Source organism: Rhizobium sp. BT04, from assembly GCF_030053135.1.
In the GTDB taxonomy this organism is placed as follows: domain Bacteria; phylum Pseudomonadota; class Alphaproteobacteria; order Rhizobiales; family Rhizobiaceae; genus Rhizobium; species Rhizobium binxianense.
On record NZ_CP125652.1, the window covers coordinates 3,413,436 to 3,431,521 of the forward strand.

The 18,086-nt window shown below is 62.1% G+C and carries 19 protein-coding genes; 6 read left to right on the forward strand and 13 right to left on the reverse strand.

All coding sequences use genetic code 11. The annotated features are described in order from the left end of the window. The first annotated feature begins 107 nt into the window (after positions 1-107). Together dnaA and QMO82_RS24885 are read left to right on the forward strand one after the other, a co-directional pair. On the forward strand, positions 108-1,658 hold the full coding sequence (dnaA, locus tag QMO82_RS24880; RefSeq protein ID WP_183606624.1) for a chromosomal replication initiator protein DnaA: 1,551 nt from the start codon (positions 108-110) through the stop codon (positions 1,656-1,658). 179 nt (positions 1,659-1,837) lie between these two features. Beyond that, positions 1,838-2,920 (forward strand): saccharopine dehydrogenase family protein, encoded by a 1,083-nt coding sequence (locus tag QMO82_RS24885; protein ID WP_183605435.1) that lies wholly within the window; start codon positions 1,838-1,840, stop codon positions 2,918-2,920. A gap of 63 nt (positions 2,921-2,983) precedes the next feature. Here QMO82_RS24885 and hemW read toward each other — a convergent pair whose 3' ends face one another. The 4 genes from hemW to rph are packed head-to-tail and all read right to left on the reverse strand — an operon-like array spanning position 2,984 to position 5,982. Continuing rightward, the gene (gene hemW / locus QMO82_RS24890) at positions 2,984-4,186 is read right to left on the reverse strand and encodes a radical SAM family heme chaperone HemW (protein ID WP_183605436.1); all 1,203 of its coding nucleotides are present in this window, start codon (positions 4,184-4,186) and stop codon (positions 2,984-2,986) included. A gap of 9 nt (positions 4,187-4,195) precedes the next feature. After that, positions 4,196-4,840 carry an RdgB/HAM1 family non-canonical purine NTP pyrophosphatase gene (gene rdgB, locus QMO82_RS24895; protein WP_183605437.1) on the reverse strand — a complete coding sequence of 215 codons (645 nt, stop codon included), beginning with the start codon at positions 4,838-4,840 and terminating at the stop codon, positions 4,196-4,198. Then, a complete protein-coding gene (locus QMO82_RS24900) occupies positions 4,841-5,266 on the reverse strand; it encodes a VOC family protein (protein WP_183605438.1) in 426 nt (141 codons plus the stop codon). It abuts the gene before it with no gap. Further along, complete coding sequence (gene rph / locus QMO82_RS24905) at positions 5,263-5,982, reverse strand: ribonuclease PH (RefSeq protein ID WP_183605439.1); 720 nt, start codon at positions 5,980-5,982, stop codon at positions 5,263-5,265. The genes QMO82_RS24900 and rph overlap by 4 nt, the downstream gene beginning before the upstream one ends. Before the next feature lie 127 nt (positions 5,983-6,109). Here rph and hrcA point away from each other — a divergent pair, with 127 nt between their 5' ends. Next, positions 6,110-7,198 (forward strand): heat-inducible transcriptional repressor HrcA, encoded by a 1,089-nt coding sequence (hrcA, locus tag QMO82_RS24910; RefSeq protein ID WP_183605440.1) that lies wholly within the window; start codon positions 6,110-6,112, stop codon positions 7,196-7,198. A gap of 141 nt (positions 7,199-7,339) precedes the next feature. Further along, positions 7,340-7,972, forward strand: coding sequence for a nucleotide exchange factor GrpE (gene grpE / locus QMO82_RS24915; RefSeq protein WP_183605441.1), 633 nt, complete (start codon positions 7,340-7,342; stop codon positions 7,970-7,972). Positions 7,973-8,014: 42 nt separating this feature from the next. On the opposite strand, the gene QMO82_RS24920 is transcribed toward grpE, so the two are convergent. Next, complete coding sequence (locus QMO82_RS24920) at positions 8,015-8,959, reverse strand: nucleoside hydrolase (protein ID WP_183605442.1); 945 nt, start codon at positions 8,957-8,959, stop codon at positions 8,015-8,017. A 277-nt stretch (positions 8,960-9,236) separates the two neighbouring features. Between QMO82_RS24920 and QMO82_RS24925 the strand changes: the two genes are divergently transcribed. After that, complete coding sequence (locus QMO82_RS24925) at positions 9,237-9,662, forward strand: Hsp20 family protein (protein ID WP_003583826.1); 426 nt, start codon at positions 9,237-9,239, stop codon at positions 9,660-9,662. A 47-nt stretch (positions 9,663-9,709) separates the two neighbouring features. Then, positions 9,710-9,967, forward strand: coding sequence for a DUF1150 family protein (locus QMO82_RS24930; RefSeq protein ID WP_008524631.1), 258 nt, complete (start codon positions 9,710-9,712; stop codon positions 9,965-9,967). Positions 9,968-10,077: 110 nt separating this feature from the next. On the opposite strand, the gene QMO82_RS24935 is transcribed toward QMO82_RS24930, so the two are convergent. The 8 genes from QMO82_RS24935 to QMO82_RS24970 form a co-directional block, all read right to left on the reverse strand. Then, positions 10,078-10,635 carry a dihydrofolate reductase family protein gene (locus QMO82_RS24935; protein WP_183605443.1) on the reverse strand — a complete coding sequence of 186 codons (558 nt, stop codon included), beginning with the start codon at positions 10,633-10,635 and terminating at the stop codon, positions 10,078-10,080. A gap of 205 nt (positions 10,636-10,840) precedes the next feature. Then, the gene (locus tag QMO82_RS24940; RefSeq protein ID WP_183605444.1) at positions 10,841-11,542 is read right to left on the reverse strand and encodes a tRNA (guanosine(46)-N(7))-methyltransferase TrmB; all 702 of its coding nucleotides are present in this window, start codon (positions 11,540-11,542) and stop codon (positions 10,841-10,843) included. 8 nt (positions 11,543-11,550) lie between these two features. Then, positions 11,551-12,789, reverse strand: coding sequence for a methionine adenosyltransferase (metK, locus tag QMO82_RS24945; RefSeq protein ID WP_183605445.1), 1,239 nt, complete (start codon positions 12,787-12,789; stop codon positions 11,551-11,553). 177 nt (positions 12,790-12,966) lie between these two features. After that, a complete protein-coding gene (locus QMO82_RS24950) occupies positions 12,967-13,386 on the reverse strand; it encodes a helix-turn-helix domain-containing protein (protein ID WP_183605446.1) in 420 nt (139 codons plus the stop codon). Positions 13,387-13,536: 150 nt separating this feature from the next. Continuing rightward, complete coding sequence (lnt, locus tag QMO82_RS24955; protein WP_183605447.1) at positions 13,537-15,141, reverse strand: apolipoprotein N-acyltransferase; 1,605 nt, start codon at positions 15,139-15,141, stop codon at positions 13,537-13,539. A 232-nt stretch (positions 15,142-15,373) separates the two neighbouring features. After that, positions 15,374-16,519, reverse strand: a complete 1,146-nt coding sequence (locus tag QMO82_RS24960; protein WP_183605448.1) for a hemolysin family protein — start codon at positions 16,517-16,519, stop codon at positions 15,374-15,376. Beyond that, a complete protein-coding gene (gene ybeY, locus QMO82_RS24965; RefSeq protein ID WP_097617008.1) occupies positions 16,516-17,031 on the reverse strand; it encodes an rRNA maturation RNase YbeY in 516 nt (171 codons plus the stop codon). Before ybeY ends, QMO82_RS24960 begins: the two co-directional genes overlap by 4 nt. Continuing rightward, a complete protein-coding gene (locus QMO82_RS24970; RefSeq protein WP_183605449.1) occupies positions 17,031-18,083 on the reverse strand; it encodes a PhoH family protein in 1,053 nt (350 codons plus the stop codon). The genes ybeY and QMO82_RS24970 overlap by 1 nt, the downstream gene beginning before the upstream one ends. Between the last annotated feature and the right edge of the window lie 3 nt (positions 18,084-18,086).

The window sequence follows — 18,086 nt, forward strand, 5'->3', positions numbered from 1 at the left end:
GAACCGGCAGGTGAGCGGCTCATGAGGATCCGTCAGCCCGCCAAAGCGGGGAATGATCGGGCGGCTATTTTAGCGGAGGCCGCCCGGTGGAATTGAAAGGCGGCATTATGCAGATGAATACGATGACGACGGGCGGGCTCGACAATGGGGATGTGGCACCGCAGGCGTTTGGCTCCATTCGCCTGGAAATGGGAGAAGCAAAGGCGGAAATGAAGCACAGCATCTTGTTTGAGCGTGTCAGCGCGCGCTTGAAGGCCCAGGTCGGTCCTGACGTCTATGCCAGCTGGTTCGCCAGGCTGAAGCTGCATTCGGTATCGAAGAGCGTGGTTCGCCTTTCGGTTCCCACGACCTTCCTGAAGTCGTGGATCAACAATCGTTATCTCGATCTCATCACCGGTCTGTTCCAGGCCGAGGATCCGGAAATTCTGAAGATCGAAGTCCTGGTGCGCACGGCAACGCGCAGCGGCGCCAAGGCGCTCGACGAGGCGGCTCAGCCCGAGCCGGTCGTTGCTCCCCAGGCGCGCCGTCCCGCAAGCGCCCAGCCGGCCGGTCAGGCCGTCCAGCAGGCGGTTTCGGCTGTTGCTGCGGCAAGGCCCGCAAGCTTCGGTTCGCCGCTCTTCGGTTCGCCGCTCGATAGCCGCTTCACCTTCGACACCTTCGTCGAAGGCAGCTCGAACCGTGTCGCGCTTGCGGCGGCGAAGACGATCGCCGAAGCCGGTTCCGGCGCTGTGCGTTTCAATCCGCTCTTCATCCATTCGACGGTCGGCCTCGGCAAGACCCATCTGTTGCAGGCGGTCGCCAATGCCGCGGTGCAGAACCCCAGGGCTCTGCGCGTCGTTTATCTCACCGCCGAATATTTCATGTGGCGCTTCGCCACAGCGATCCGCGACAATGATGCGCTGACGCTGAAGGATTCGCTGCGCAACATCGATCTGTTGATCATCGACGACATGCAGTTCCTGCAGGGTAAGATGATCCAGCATGAATTCTGCCATCTGCTCAACATGCTGCTCGACAGCGCCAAGCAGGTCGTCGTCGCCGCCGACCGCGCGCCCTGGGAACTGGAGTCGCTCGATCCCCGCGTCCGCTCGCGTCTGCAAGGCGGTGTTGCGATCGAATTCGACGCGCCGGATTACGAGATGCGTCTCGAAATCCTCAAGCGTCGCCTTGCCGCAGCCCGGCTCGAAGATCCGTCGCTCGAAATTCCGGCCGAACTGCTCCAGCATGTCGCCCGCAACGTCACGGCCAGCGGCCGCGAACTCGAAGGCGCCTTCAACCAGCTGGTCTTCCGCCGCTCCTTCGAGCCGAACCTGTCGATCGAGCGCGTCGACGAACTCCTCGCCCATCTGGTCGGCTCCGGCGAGCCCCGCCGGGTGCGCATCGAGGACATCCAGCGCATCGTCGCCAGGCACTACAACGTCTCGCGCCAGGAACTGGTCTCGAACCGCCGCACCCGCGTCATCGTCAAGCCGCGCCAGATCGCCATGTATCTGTCGAAAACGCTGACGCCGCGCTCCTTCCCGGAGATCGGCCGCCGTTTCGGCGGGCGCGATCACACGACCGTGCTGCATGCCGTGCGCAAGATCGAGGAGCTGATTTCGGGAGACACCAAGCTTTCGCACGAAGTCGAGCTTCTGAAGCGGTTGATCAACGAATAATCGACGGTTTTCTTGAGGATTGGGCGGCCGGAAGCGATTCCGGCCGTTTTCCTTTATAAGCTTTTTATTCTATACCTCCGGCGCATCCCGTGCATGTCGCCCAAAGCACAGCGGTTTTGGGGAACGGCCTGCATGAAGATAGAGACTGAAGCGTCAAAACGGCGCGTGGGAGGAAATCAATGAGTTTCGAAAAGATCGCCGTTCTCGGCCTGGGCAAGGTCGGACGGCTGGCGGCGACGCTGTTGCATGAAGGCGGCTTCGAGGTGATCGGCGTCGATGCGCAATTGCCGCTGAGCGACGTCCCGTTCAAATGCCGCACCGGCGATATTTCCGATCCCGAAGTGATCGGCGAACTGCTCTCCAGTGTCGAGGCGGTGCTCTCCTGCCTGCCCTATCATTTGAACATCGAATTGGCGCGCGCCGCCCATCTCGCCGGCATTCACTATTTCGACCTGACGGAAGACGTTCCGACAACCAATTTCATCATCGAACTGTCAAAGACCGCCCGCGGCCTGATGGCGCCGCAATGCGGTCTGGCACCGGGTTTCGTCGGCATCGTCGGCGCCAGCCTTGCCGACGGATTCGATCGCTGCCGTTCGATCCGCATGCGCGTCGGCGCCTTGCCGCAGCATCCCACGGGACTGCTCGGCTACGCCTTCAACTGGTCGCCCGAGGGCGTCGTCAACGAATATCTGAACGATTGCGAGGTCATCGAGGGCGGCGTGCGCAAGCTGGTCTCGCCGATGGAATGGCACGAGACCGTCTATGTCGGCGGCGTCAAGCTCGAGGCCTTCACGACCTCGGGCGGTCTCGGCACCATGTGCGACACCATGCTCGGCAAGATCGACAATCTCGACTACAAGACGATGCGTTATCCCGGCCATATGGAACTGATGAATTTCTTCTTCCACGAGCTGTTGATGCGCGACAAGCGCAAGCTTGCCGGCGAGATCCTGACCAACGCCAAGCCGCCTGTCGAAGACGACGTCGTCTATGTCCATGTCGCTGCCGAGGGGACCGAGAACGGCAGCCTGCGCCGCAAGGAGTTCGTGCGCGCCTATTATCCGATCGAGATTGCCGGCGCGCGCCGCACGGCGATCGCCTGGACGACGTCGGCCTCGGTCGTTGCCGTCATCGAGATGGTCCGCGACGGCCTGCTGCCGGCGACCGGTTTCCTGCACCAGGAGCATATTCCGCTGGAGATGTTCTTGAAGACGCCGACCGGCAGCCTGTTCAAATCAGGCGCCACCAGCCACGGCTGAGACATGCTTTCGGCGCGGATAGCGACATCGCTGCCGCGCCGGGATCAACCCGCTGCCTATATGTCAGCAGGCGAGATCGGCGACGACGGAATCGAGGATCAGCATGCCGGATGGCGTGCAGCGCAGGCGTGAATTGCCGATCCGCTCGATGAATTTGTGTTCGAGCAGGAACTCCTCGCGTTTCGGGTCGAGCTCGCGGCCCGAAAGCTGCTGCCAGCGGGCAAGGTCGACGCCCTCCCGGAGCCGCAATCCCATCAGCAGCAGCTCGTCGGACTGTTCCTCATAGCCGAGCCGCTCCTCGTCAAGAATGCCGTGACCGTCGCGCTCGACCATGTCGAGCCAGGCTTCCGGCTTGCGCTCGGTGGCCGTTGCGATCTTTTCGGGGCCGCGCGTCAGCCTTCCATGGGCGCCGGGGCCGATGCCGGCATAATCGCCGTAACGCCAATAGGTCAGGTTATGCCGGCTTTCGGCACCCGGCCGGGCATGGTTGGAGACCTCATAGGCCGGCATGCCTTCGCGCGCGGTGATCTCCTGCGTCGCTTCGTAGAGCACAGCCGATTGCTCGCCGTCTGGGACGATCAATTTGCCCGCCTTGTGCAGGCCGTAGAAGGGCGTGCCTTCCTCGATGGTCAGTTGATAGAGGGAGAGGTGGTCGACCGCATAGGAGATCGCTTGCCTCAGCTCGCTTTCCCACTGTTCGACCGTCTGCTCCTGCCGGGCGTAGATCAGGTCGAAGGACATGCGCGGGAAAATGTCGCGCGCCAGCCGGATCGCCTTCAGCGCGTCGGCGACATCATGCAGCCGGCCGAGGAATTTCAGATCCCGATCATTCAGCGCCTGCACGCCGAGCGAGACACGATTGACGCCGGCCGCCCGGTAGCCGCGGAAGCGGTCGGCCTCGACGCTCGAAGGATTGGCTTCCATGGTGATCTCGATGCCATCGGGCACATGCCAGTGCCGGGCAATGCCGTCGAGAATGGCCGAGACCGTTTCCGGTTTCATCAGCGAGGGTGTGCCACCGCCGAGGAAGATGCTGGTGACGGTCTTCGGCCCGCTCATGGCCCGGACCGTCGCCATCTCCTTCAGGAAGGCTGATGTAAAGCGCTCCTGATCCACGGGCTGGTGGCGCACATGGCTGTTGAAGTCGCAATAGGGACACTTCGCCGCGCAGAAGGGCCAATGGACATAGACGCCGAAGCCGGGCTCGCCGGTATCGGGCAGCAGCGTCGCATCGCGCGAGGAGCCTGGCGTGTCAAAATTGTCCACGTGGTGACCTTATGCCTCCAGGCAGGTTTCGACAAAGAGTTTGAATGCGCGGGCCCGGTGCGACAGCGCCTGCGGCTTGCCGACGTTCCAGCCGTGTTTTTCCTCGCCGCTCATTTCCCCGAAGGTGACGCCATAACCCTCGGGCTGGAAGACTGGATCGTAGCCGAAGCCCTGTGTGCCGCGCGGCGGCCAGACGACGTTGCCTTCCACCTCGCCGCGGAAGAGCTCGGTATGCCCATCCGGCCAGGCGAGGCAGAGCACGCTGACGAAACGCGCCCTGCGCTGCTCCGGCGCCGTCGCACCGGCATCCTGCAGCGCCTTTTCCACCTTGGCCATCGCCATGTCGAAATCACGCGTGCCGTCTGAGGTCTCCGCCCAATTGGCGGTGTAGACACCGGGATCGCCGCCGAGTGCGTCGACCACCAGCCCGGAATCGTCGGAAAGCGCCGGCATGCCTGAGGCATTGGCCGAAGCGACGGCCTTGATCGTCGCATTCTCCTCGAAGCTGGTGCCGGTTTCATCCGGTTCGACGAAGTTCAGCTCGGAGGCCGATTTGGCGGTGAAGCCGAGCGGCCCGATCAATTCCTGGATCTCGCGGATCTTGCCGGCATTATGGCTGGCGACGACGATGGTCTTCGTTTCAAGCTTGCGCATTCAGATATCCTGTTCGATGCCCCAGATTTTAGCCTCTGCGCATTCCAGGCTGTTACCGGCCGGATCGCGGAAATAGATCGAGCGGCCGCCGTTTGGCCAATGCACCTCGGATTCGATCGCCACGTCAGCCGCTTTCAGCCGTTCGGCCATCGCATCGATATTGCGGCCGGACACCCGGAAGCAGGCATGACCCTCGCCGGTCGTGCCGTGCGGCGGCACCTGCAGGGATCCAGGCGCCGGCGGCTTCACCGTTTCCTCTGGATTGAAGATCAGCAGCACGCCAGGCCCGCAGCGGAAGAAGACATGCCGGTTGCCGGCGCGGGCGATCTTTTCAAGTCCGAGAACGTCTTCGTAGAAGACCTCCGCCCGGTCGAGATCCCGCGCGTAGAGCGCCGTTTCCAACATGCCTTCCAGCATGGAGTTCATCCCGTGATGGCCTGCTTCTGCAGGGCGACGAGTTCGCCGATGCCGTTCCTGGCAAGCCCCATCAGCGAGGTGAATTCCTCTTCGGTAAACGGTGTGCCTTCGGCCGTGCCCTGGATCTCGACGATCCCGCCAGCGCCCGTCATGACGAAGTTGGCATCGGTCTCGGCTGAGGAATCCTCGAGATAATCGAGGTCGATCACCGGCTGGCTGGCGAAAACGCCGCAGGAGATGGCGGCGACATGATCCTTCAGGACCCGGTCGACCTTGATCATGTTGCGGCTTTCCATCCATTTCAGGCAGTCGTAAAGCGCGATCCAGCCGCCGGTGATCGAGGCTGTCCGCGTGCCGCCATCGGCTTGGATGACGTCGCAATCGAGCGTGATTTGCCGCTCGCCGAGCGCCTGCAGATCGACGACGGCGCGAAGCGACCGGCCGATCAGCCGCTGGATTTCCTGGGTGCGGCCGCCCTGCTTGCCGGCGGCGGCCTCGCGCTTCATGCGCTCGCCGGTTGCCCGCGGCAGCATGCCGTATTCGGCCGTGACCCAGCCCTTGCCGGTATTGCGCAGCCATGGCGGCGTCTTTTCTTCGAGGCTGGCGGTGCAGAGCACATGCGTGTCGCCGAACTTGACCAGGCAGGAGCCTTCCGCATGCTTGGAAAAATTGCGCTCGAACGTGACCTTACGCATCTGGTCGATTTTTCTGCCTGAAGGCCGCATACTTATCTCCTGGGGTTTGTTGACCGCTTCTACGATTGGCGGCGCCTATTTGCAAATTCCCTTTTGCCACGGGTGCGAGTTTGACTTACTTTTCGGGAAGTATCATCAGCGCGGGTTCGTAAGCTTCATGGGCATCAGGTCGACGTCGGTTTCGGATGCCGTTGCGGCGCTGGACGAGCGCTCCAGGGAAATTTTTCGCCGCATCGTCGAAGGCTATCTGGAGAGCGGCGAGCCGCTCGGCTCGCGCAATCTGTCCCGCCTGTTGCCGATGTCGCTGTCGCCGGCCTCGGTGCGCAACGTCATGAGCGATCTCGAAGATCTCGGCCTGATCTATTCGCCGCATATCAGCGCCGGCCGGCTGCCCACCCAGATCGGCTTGCGCTTTTTCGTCGATGCCTTCATGCAGGTCGGCGACCTCTCGGCCGAGGATCGCGCCAATATCGATCGGCAGGTGCGGGCCGAAAGCGGCGGCAATCCTCTGGAATCGATGATGAACGAGGCAAGCCGCATGCTGTCCGGCATTTCGCGCGGCGCCGGCCTCGTCATCACCTCGAAAAGCGATCCGGTGCTCAAACATGTCGAGTTCATCCGGCTCGAACCGACCAAGGCGCTGGCCGTGCTCGTCGGCGATCACGATCAGGTGGAAAACCGCATCATCGAGCTGCCGGCGGGCGTCACCTCCTCGCAGTTGACGGAGGCGGCCAATTTTCTCAATGCCCATATGTCCGGCCAGACGCTGCCGGAGCTGCGCAAACAATTGAGCCAGCTGAAGGATAATGTCCGTCACGAACTCGATGCCCTGTCGCGTGATCTCGTCGAGCGCGGCATCGCCGTCTGGGCCGGCAGCCCGGACGAGGGAAAGCCCACGCAGCTGATCATCCGCGGCCGCGCCAACCTGCTCGAAGGCCTCGCCGGCGCCGAGGATCTCGACCGGCTGCGTCTGCTGTTCGACGATCTCGAAAAGAAGGACAGTCTGATCGAGATCCTCAATCTCGCCGAAAGCGGTTCGGGCGTGCGCATCTTCATCGGTTCGGAAAACAAGCTCTTCTCGCTGTCCGGCTCGTCGCTGATCGTCGCGCCCTATCGTGACGATGACGACCGCATCGTCGGCGCCGTCGGCGTCATCGGCCCGACGCGGCTCAACTATTCCCGCATCGTGCCGATGGTGGATTACACCGCCCAGCTGGTCTCCCGGCTTTCGCGCAATCCGCATTGATGCCGCAGCCCCTTTGCGCGTCTGAAAGGCGGGCGGCGCTATAAGGCGCGCGGAATTTTCGCTTCTTTGTCACGCAGACTTGATTTTTTTCGGTCAAACCTCGATATCGGGCGCATCTGAAGACACCAACCGGAGACCGTCATGACCGATGACACGACGAAAAACGGACCTGACGCAACTGCGGCCGATGCCGCAGCCGACGCTGCCGCCTACGTCGAGAACGATACTGCGCAGCAAGAGGCCCCCCAGCCGGACCCGCTCGAGCTCCTGAAAGCCGAAAACGGCGAGTTGCGCGACCGCTATCTGCGCCTTGCTGCCGAAATGGACAATCTGCGCCGGCGCACCGAGCGCGAGGTGAAGGATGCCAAGTCCTATTCCGTCGCGGGTTTCGCGCGCGACATGCTCGCCGTCTCGGATAATCTGCGCCGCGCGCTCGATGCCATCTCTCCGGAGACCAAGGCCGCGGCCGATGCCGGCCTCAGCACGCTGATCGAGGGTGTCGAAATGACCGAGCGCGCCATGCTGTCGGCGCTGGAGCGCCACGGCGTCCGCAAGCTGGAGCCGGTCGGCCAGAAGTTCGACCCGAATTTCCATCAGGCAATGTTCGAAGTGCCGAACCCTGATGTGCCGAACAACACGGTCGTCCAGGTCGTGCAGGCCGGTTTCACCATCGGCGAGCGCGTGCTGCGCCCGGCCATGGTCGGTGTCGCCAAGGGCGGCCCGAAGCCGGCCGAAGCCGAAACCAATTCCGTCTTCGACGAAAAAGACGCCTGAAATCCTTCCCTTCTCCGTCGAGGAGAAGGGAAGGCCAAAAAATCAGATGCGGGCGAAGCGTTCGATCAGCAGATCGAAGAAGCCGTCCGCATCGACATGGCGCATGACTTTCGCATTGCGCTTGCGCTCGGTGACATGCCACCAGTCGACGACGGTCATGCCGACCGTCAGTTCGGAGCGCACCTCGATCTCGACATTGCAGTCCCGGCCGGTGAAAAGCTCCGGCTTCAGCAGATAGGCGATAACTGTGGGGTCGTGCAGCGGCCCGCCGTCGGAGCCGTATTTCTCGATGTCGAAGCGTTCGAAGAATTCCAGCATCTCGACCATCGCCTTAACAGGCGCCGTGCCAATCTCGGCCATCCGCTTCACCCGGTCCTTGCGGGTCAGCAACTGGTGCGTCACGTCAAGCGGCATCATCACGATCGGCACGCCTGAGCGCAAGACGATATCGGCTGCCTCGGGATCGACATAGATGTTGAACTCGGCCGCCGGCGTGATGTTGCCGCCCTCGAAGAAGCCGCCGCCCATCATCACCAGCTCGCGGATGCGGGGGACGATGTCGGGCGCCTTCTGCAAGGCCAGGCCGATATTGGTGAGCGGCCCGAGCGTGCAGAGCGTCACCGTGCCTGCCTCCTCGCGGCGCAGCGTCTCGATGATGAAATCGACGGAATGGCCTGTTTGCAGCGCCATCGTCGGCTCGCTGAGATCAGGGCCGTCGAGGCCGGTCTTGCCGTGCACATGTTCGGCGGTCACCAGCTTGCGGGCGATCGGCGCGTCGGCGCCGGCGAAAACCTTGGTCTCCGTCCGGCCGCAGAGCTCGCAGACGATGCGCGCATTGCGACTGGTCAGCGAAAGCGGCACGTTGCCGGCGACGGTGGTGATCCCCAGCACATCAAGCTCATCGGGGCTGCCGAAGGCCAGCATGATGGCGGCCGCGTCGTCCTGGCCGGGGTCGGTGTCGATGATGATCTTTCTTGCGCTTGCCATTCCGATCGTTCCATCCTCACGGGGGTGCCCGCTGTCTCAGCATGCACCAATTTCTTCATGTCTCGTCACAAATCAGCACAGTGCGTGCGGGCACGTTTTGATGCGAGGCAGCCGGCGCTTTGTCAAGCAACAGCCGCCGACAGCGCTTTAAAATTGAGAAGGGGCCGACACGTCGCGCCGCGCCTTGCAGCGCCGGGCTGCTCTCCCCATATTAGCGGCATCCGGATGCTGCGTTTGAGGTCCGGGATGGTCGCTTGCATCAAGGACTTGAAAAGAGATGAGCCGCATTACCCCTTTCGCCAGCCCGCTGCTTCTGGGCTTCGATGCCATGGAAAAGACGCTGGAGCGCATTTCCAAGGCGAGCGACGGATATCCGCCCTATAATATCGAACGCATCGGCGCTGACAGCGGCGCGCCGGAACGTCTGCGCATCACTCTTGCCGTGGCCGGTTTCAGCGAGGAGGAACTCGATGTCTCCATTGAGGAGAACCAGCTTCTGATCCGCGGCAGGCAGGTGGAGCAGGGTGAGCGCGACTATCTCTATCGCGGCATCGCCGCCCGCCAGTTCCAGCGCACCTTCGTTCTTGCCGATGGCATGCAGGTGCTCGGAGCCGGTCTGAAGAACGGTCTGCTCTCCGTCGATCTAATTCGTCCGGAGCCCGCTCGCATGGTCAAGAAAATTAACATTTCGGTCTCACAGTAGCACAACGGTTTGTCGAACCGTTGGTCCCTTCTCCCGGAGGAACAGGAATGTTGATGAAAGAAGCCACGTCTCACTTGACCAAATCCGAGCTTGCCCACATCGGCAACGGCGAGGTCGCCTATATCAGAAAGATGCGCACCGAAGAGGTCGCCAAGTGTTTTCCAGAGGCGCCGGATATCGATCCGAACGTCGATCTCTGGGCACTTTTCGGCGCCGACGGCACGCCGATCCTCTTGACGGACAACCGCTCCAGCACCTTTTTCAAGGCTGCCGAGGACGAACTGAAGACGGTCAGCCTGCACTGACCGTCAACGACCGCTCTTGCGTTTCACCGTGATGCCGGTGCGCGGGCCATTTGATCCGATTTCGCCGCGGTTTGCTGGTGTCGCGATATATGCGCGTCGCCGCTCAGGCTTCAGCGTCGATATCCATCCGGCGGGTCGCGAGAGGGAACATAGGTCAACCTGATCACATCCTCGTCGATCCGATCAGTGGTCACAAGGCGGAGCGGCGCCCGGGGCCTGGCGAAATATGGCTTGCCGTGACCGAGCACGACAGGGTGCAGGTAGATTTGATACTCGTCGATCAAGCCAAGTTCGGTGAGGCTTTGCGCCAGGTCCGGGCCGGCAACTTCGATCTCCCCGTCGCGTTCGCCCTTCAGCTTGCGGATCGCGCCCTCAAGATCTTCCCCAACAAGCATGGCGTTGGGACCGACGGACTTCAAAGAGCGCGAGACGACCCATTTCGGCTGGTTCCGCCATGCTGCCGCGAAGGCCTGTCGCTCTGCGTCCCATTCGGGATGATCGTCGTCCCAGTAACGCATGACCTCATACATTCGCCGGCCATATACGCTGCCCGCTTGCCGCTCAGCCGCCTCGATGAAGTGGCGGAAGAGCGTCGGGCTTGGCCCAAACGCCATATGATCGACGTAGCCATCCAGGGACTGGTTCATTCCGAACACGAGCTTAGCCATCTCAGCTTCCTTTCGTGAATGGCACATCCGCGCGGGTCTAATTGTGTTGTGCAATCGGTTACAGCATAGATCGACTGATTTTATATCGCAATCGGTTTTTGGGGCGTGCGTGAACGCCCCGTGCTCAGGCTGCCCAATCCTCACTCTCAAGGCGCTGGGGGAGCGCTGGAGACTGCGTCTGCACCGACTTGGCCCCAGGGGGGACTCAGATCTTCCGGAATGTCAGATAGGCCGAAGAGCGGCCCTCGCGCCGGGCCTTGGCCTCGTAACGCGTGCTCGGCCAGCCCTGATAAGGGGTGAGCCAATCCGCTGCATTGTCGGCCATCCAGTCGAAGCCGCCATGGTCGCGGCATTTGAGCAGCGTCCAGTTCACATAAGTGTCGATATCGGAGGCGAAGCAGAACAGGCCGCCGGGCTTCAGCACGCGATGAAAGCGGTCGAGGTTGGTTTTCGAGACGAAGCGGCGCTTCCAGTGTTTCCGCTTCGGCCAGGGGTCGGGATAGAGCAGGTCGATCTGATCGAGTGAAGCGTCCGGCAACCAGTCGAGCAGCTGCGTCGCGTCGTCATTATAGACGCGGATATTGGAGGCGCCGGTCTCGCCGATGCGCGACAGCAGCTTCTGCATGGAATTGACGAAGGGTTCGACACCGATGAAGCCGGTCGACGGCGTTTCCAGCGCGCGGTGAATCAGGTGCTCGCCGCCGCCGAAACCGATCTCCAGCCGCAATCTCTCGATTGGAACCGGAAAGAGGGAGGTCAGCGGCTCCGGGGGAGCCGCCGAGAGATCGATCAGGAATGCCGGCAGCAGACTGTTCAGCGTCTCGGCCTGCTGTTCGCGCAGGGCCTTGCCCTTGCGGCGACCGAAAAAGGCTTCGGTCGCCCGGCCGCGGCGTTCCATATCCGTCATGCTTTATCTCAGGCCTTCAGGCTTTCCTTGAGCGCCTTCACGAGGTCGGTGCGCTCCCAGGAGAACGAGCCGTCGCGGCCGGCCTTGCGGCCGAAATGGCCGTAGGCCGAGGTCTTGGCATAGATCGGCTTGTTGAGGTCGAGGTGGCGGCGGATGCCGGTCGGCGAAAGGTCCATGTTCTTGCGGATAGCCGCTTCGATCTGATCCTCGGTGACCTTGCCGGTGCCGTGCAGGTCGACATAGATCGACAGCGGCTGGGCGACGCCGATCGCGTAGGAGATCTGGATCGTGCAGCGGTCGGCAAGACCGGCGGCAACGACGTTCTTGGCAAGGTAGCGGGCGGCATAGGCGGCCGAACGGTCGACCTTCGTCGTGTCCTTGCCGGAGAATGCGCCGCCGCCGTGCGGAGCGGCACCGCCGTAGGTGTCGACGATGATCTTGCGGCCGGTGAGGCCCGCATCGCCGTCCGGTCCGCCGATGACGAACTTGCCGGTCGGGTTGATGTACCACTTGCAATCGTCAGCAATCTTCAGTTCACCCAGCGCTTCGCGGATATAAGGCTCGACGACGGCGCGAACCTTGTTCGAATCCCAGCTCTCGTCGAGATGCTGGGTCGACAGCACGATCGAGGTCGCTTCCGACGGCTTGCCGTCGACGTAACGCACGGTCACCTGGCTCTTGGCGTCGGGGCCGAGCTTGGCGACTTCGCCGTCACCCTTCTTGCGGGCGACTGCGAGCAGCTGCAGGATCTTGTGGGAGTAGTAGATCGGGGCCGGCATCAGGTCCGGCGTTTCCTTGCAGGCGTAACCGAACATGATGCCCTGGTCGCCGGCGCCCTCGTCACCCTGCTGGTCGGCGGCGCTGTCTACGCCCTGGGCGATGTCGGCCGACTGCGAGTGCAGCAGCACGTCGATCTTGGCCTTTTTCCAGTGGAAGCCGTCCTGCTCGTAGCCGATATCCTTGATGGCGCGCCGCGCCGCGGCCTTGAACTTCGACGGATTGATGACGTCCTTGCCGTCCTTGTCCTTCTTCATCAGGCTCGGCGGCAGGCGGACTTCGCCGGCGATGACGACGCGGTTGGTCGTCGCCAGCGTTTCGCAGGCAATGCGCACGCCCCATGGATTGACGCCGGTTTTGGCCGCTTCGCGGTAGACCAGATCGACGATCTCGTCGGAGATGCGGTCACAGACCTTGTCCGGATGACCTTCGGCAACAGATTCGCTGGTAAAGAGATAATTCGCGCGCATTCCGGGATTCCCCTCAAAGAACAAAAGCTAGCTAGTAGGTACTCAGTTCGAGGCCCGATGACAAGCGCAGAAGGACATAAATATATCTTTATATCCGCGGCAAAGTGACAAATTTTGCCCTAAAAACGCAGAAAAGGCGGCCTTTCGACCGCCTTTCGATTTCTGCGAGGGGGTGGCTCAGTCGGCGTCGGCCTCAGCGGCCAGCGCCTTCACCAGCTCCACGACCTTGCGGCGAACCTTGGGATCGGAAATCTTGACGAAGGCGCGGTTGAGCTGCAGGCCTTCCGAGGAGGAGAGGAAATCGACGACGTAATTCGAGCTGGAGGCTTCGGCCATGCCGCCGACGGAGCCGGTATGTTCGCCGGGCGCGTCCTCGAAGAAAAAGGAAACCGGAACATTGAGGATGTTCGAGATATTCTGCAGGCGGCTTGCGCCGACGCGGTTGGTGCCCTTTTCGTATTTCTGAATCTGCTGGAAGGTGATGCCGAGGCTTTCACCGAGTTTCTCCTGGCTCATGCCAAGCATTGTTCGGCGAAGGCGAATACGGCTGCCAACGTGGATGTCGATCGGGTTAGGCTTCTTTTTATTTTCAATCATGGTCGTGCCCTAGCTAAGAATTTCAATCTGTTTCTAACCGGCATGCCCCTGATCCATCCCAAACGCCACGTTGCAAGCGGTGAGAATCCCCCTGTCAACAAACGCTCAGAACGCCGATTGTCATCACTATGCAATTTTAGGGGTTTTTGGTCAATTCAACCCGGAAATAAAACCTCTACGAGAAATTAGCGCAATCAAAATGAGCAGCGCCTCGGTCAACCAGAAGTATGTTTGCCGGGGGATTGTCGTTCCAAGCTCTCCGCCAAACCTATCGACAGTTGCATCGATGAAACCGGTTTCCTGAAGATCGAGGCCTGCGACAATTTCCCCATGCGCATTCACCAGCGCCGAAATACCGCTATTGGCGTCGCGAATCAGCGGCAGCCCGGTTTCGACAGCCCGGACCCGCGCCTGCTGGAAGTGCTGATAGGGTCCGGGCGTCGCCCCGAACCAGGCATCATTGGTGATATTGAGGATCGCATTGGCGTCTTTAATGCCGCCGGTCATCTCGTCGGGGAAGATGATCTCGTAGCAGATCAGCGGATAGAGGTTGAGCCCGCCGGGCAGCGCCAGCAGGTGCCGGCTTGCCGCCGCCGAAAACCCGCCCGGCATCTCGACGACGTTCTGGATACCGAATTCGTTGAGCACGTCCTCGAAGGGCAGGTATTCGCCGAAAGGCACCAGATGCACCTTGTCGGAGGCAGCGATGATCTGACCGCGGCCGTCGATCACATAGATGGAATTGTAGTAGCGCACAGGCGTGCCGGGTCCCATCTCCTCGGCGCGCACGGCGCCGGCGATCAGGATCTGGTTGTCGTCGAGCGTATCGGCGATCCGCGTCAGCGCATCCTGATTGTCGGTCAGGATGAAGGGGATCGAGGTTTCCGGCCAGACGATGATATCGGGCTTGCGTCCGCCATTCCTGGGCGATTCGGCCGACAGCTTCAGATGCGTCTCGAAGATCGCATTGCGGTCCGCGTCGTTGTCCATCTTCGCCGCCTGGTCGATATCAGGCTGCACCAGCCGCACCACCGGCCGCTTGTCCTCGGGCAAGGCTTCCGGCCGCGGCGCGAGGTAGAGGGCATATGCGCCATAACCGAGATGGGCGGCAAACAGCGCCACGGCGAGCGCGATGCCCACCCGCGCACCTTGCCGCGTGCCGGCAAGGGCAGGCGCAGAAAAGATGAAGACGGCAAGTGTCGTCACCCCCATCGCCCCGATCACATGCGCCGACTGCATCATCAGCGGAACGGGCATCATGCCGTAGCCGATGGCGTTCCAGGGAAAGCCGGTCAGGATGACGCTGCGCAGCCATTCCATCAGCCCGAAGCCGGCTGCAAGTGCGGCGATCCGCCCCATGCCGTCGGACCAGAAGATCCGCGCGAGAGCGGCCGCCAGCCCGTAGAAAATCGCCAGACAGGCCGGCAGCCCGAGAATGGCTAAGGGCAGCGCCCAGGCGAATTCCTCCTGATCGACGAGCAGCGCATGGCCGAGCCACCAGAGGCCGGCGACGAAATAGCCGAAGCCGAACAGCCAGCCGGTGGTAAATGCCGGCCACAGCCTGCCGATCAGGCCGCTTTCAGGCGAAGCCGCCGCCCCGTCGATCAGCCAGACGAGCAGCGTGAAGGAAAGAAACATTGCCGCGAAAAAGCCGAAGGGCGGCAGCGCCAACACGGCGAAGGCCCCGGCGGCGACGGCCAGCAGCGACCGTTTGAACCCCCAGACGAGGATAACCCTGTCCGCAAGCCGCTCCATGCACACTCCCATCAAACCGCGAATCAACCCGTTCGCAGTCTTTCAAAAAAGCGGCGCTTTGTCCTGTTGCCGCATCGGCCCGCAAATCGGAATCGATTTCGGAAAGCACGATGCGTAATTTCCAAGTGTTACAGCGCCCTTTGCGCGTCCAAAGACGCGCGGCGCTGTAATGCATGCCATCCGGACCTGTGCGGCGGTTCCGGGAGAACGACATGCATGAAACCAAACAACTTTAGTTGGCGGTCGATTCCGCCGGCCGGTCGTCGCCGGCGTCGGAGCCGGGAGCGATGTCGCCATCCGCCTTGGCGCGGCGGCGCATCGCATGGCGCTTGCGGGTGATGCGCAGCCGCTTGATGCGGCGCGGGTCGGCGTCGAGAATGTGGAATTCGAAGCCGGGCAGCGCCTGGACGACCTCGCCGCGCACCGGGATGCGGCCGAGTGCGGAGAAGATCAGGCCGCCCAGCGTATCGACCTCGTCGACTTGCTCGCTGATGTCGAAATCCGGTCCGATCGCTTGGGCGATCTCTTCCAGCTCGACGCGGGCGTCGGCGACGAACATATCCTCGGCGACACGCTTGAACATCACCTCTTCGTCGTCATGTTCGTCGTCGATGTCGCCGACCACCATTTCGACGATGTCCTCATGCGAGGCGAGCCCGTCGGTGCCGCCATATTCGTCGATGACAAGCGCCATCTGCGTGCGGTTCACCTGCATGCGGCGCAAAAGGTCGGAGGCCAGCATCGACGGCGGCACGAACAGGATCTTGCGGATGATGCCGGCCTCGGCCAGGGTCTTCTGCAGGTCGACACGGGCGAGATCGAAATTCGGCTTGGCCGACCGCGTCGGCTTCTGGATGTTCTCGGGCGCCACCTCGATCGCCGGCAGGGCGGCAGTCGGTTTCGCCGGGCCGCGGCGCTTGTTGCGCGCCTGCTTGGCGACATAGGAGAGCAGATCGCGGATATGCACCATGCCGCGCGGATCGTCGAGGGTATCGGCATAGACGGGCATGCGCGAGCGGCCGGATTCCTCGAAGAGGATCATCAACTCGCCGATGGTGATGTTCTGGTCGACCGCCTCGATATCGGCGCGCGGCACCATCACGTCGGCGACGCGCACCTCGCGAAAGCGCAGGATGTTGTTGAGCATCGCCCGTTCGTCAGGCGAAAAGGCGTCGTCGCCGGCCGCATCGGTCATCAGCGCGTCGGCAAGATCCTCGCGCAGCCGTGAGCCCTGCTGCGGGCGAAGGATGCGCGCGGCGCGCGACCAGAAGGATTGGGATCGGCCGGATGGCCGACTACTACTGCCCGCCTCGTCCGAAGAGGAGGATGGCTCGGAGTCCTTGGCGTCTGCCGCCGGCTTCGTCGTAAAGTCGCTCATGGTTCCATTTTAAGGTCTTGACCCTCGTAGGGATCAGATAGGCCGAGCTGCGCCAAAATGCGAGTCTCCAGCCCCTCCATAATTTCGGCTTCGGCATTATTCATATGGTCGTAGCCGAGAAGATGCAAGAAACCGTGCACCAGAAGATGGGTCAGGTGGTCGTCGAAACTCTTTTCAAACTCCTGCGCTTCCCGCTCCACCGTCTCCCGGGCGATGATGATGTCGCCGAGCATCGGACCGGGCATTTTGCCGGGCTGGACCGGAAAGGCAGGAAAGGAGAGCACGTTGGTCGCCTTGTCCTTGCCGCGCCATTCGGCGTTGATGTCCTGGATCGAGGCGTCGTCGGTGAAGACCAGCGAAACCTCGGGAGGCATCGTCGGGAAGGGCTGCTTCTCGCTGTCTCTGACATAGACCACTGCGGCGCCGAGCACACGTTCGCAAAAGGACAGCAGCGTCTCCTCGCCCGGCCAGCCGATGTCTTCGACGCTGATCTGGATGTCGAGTTCGGCCATCAGTCCTGCCGGCTGACTTCGGCTTCGACGGCATAGGTGGAATCATAGGCCCTGACGATGCGCCCGACCAGCGGATGGCGCACGACGTCGGTATCCTTGAAGCGCACGATCGAGATGCCCTCGACGCCGTTCAGAAGCTGCAGCGCCTCGACGAGGCCGGATTTGACGCCGCGCGGCAGGTCGATCTGACTCGGGTCGCCGGTGACGATCATGCGGGCATTTTCGCCGAGACGCGTCAGGAACATCTTCATCTGCATCGATGTCGTGTTTTGGGCTTCGTCGAGGATGATGGCGGCATTGGCCAGCGTGCGGCCGCGCATGAAGGCGAGCGGCGCGATTTCGATGACGCCGGCGGTGATCGCCCGATCGACCTTGTCGGCGGGGATCATGTCGTAGAGCGCATCATAAAGCGGGCGAAGATAGGGATCGACCTTTTCCTTCATGTCGCCGGGCAAGAAGCCGAGGCGCTCGCCGGCTTCGACCGCCGGGCGTGACAGGATGATCTTTTCGACCGCGCCGCGCTCCAGCAACTGGGCGGCATGGGCGACGGCGAGATAGGTCTTGCCGGTGCCGGCCGGGCCGACGCCGAAGACCAGCTCGGCACGCTCAAGCGCCCGGATATAGGCATCCTGGGTGGGCGTGCGGGCGATGATCGTCTTCTTGCGGGTGGAAACCTGTGCCATCGTCAGCTTAGCCTTGCGCTCCATGGTGGGCAGGCTGAGCTGATCGTCGGCGGCGACCGCCATGCGGATTGCGCCCTCAACGTCGGATCGTTCCACGCTGCCGCCTTTCTGAAGCTTTTCATAGAGATAGTCGAGCGTGCGCCGCGCCTGGTTCGTGGTCACGACATCGCCTGTGATGACGACCGAATTGCCGCGCGCCCGCGCATCGATGTTGAGCCGTTCCTCGAGCAGCTTGAGGTTCTGGTCGAATTGACCGAAGAGCTCGCTGGCGAAGCGATTGTTCTCGAACGTCAGGACGAAGTGATTGGTATCGCTCGGCGTGCGGGGGGGATGGCGCGGTGAAGAAGAAACCAATTCTTGTCCGTTCAAGCG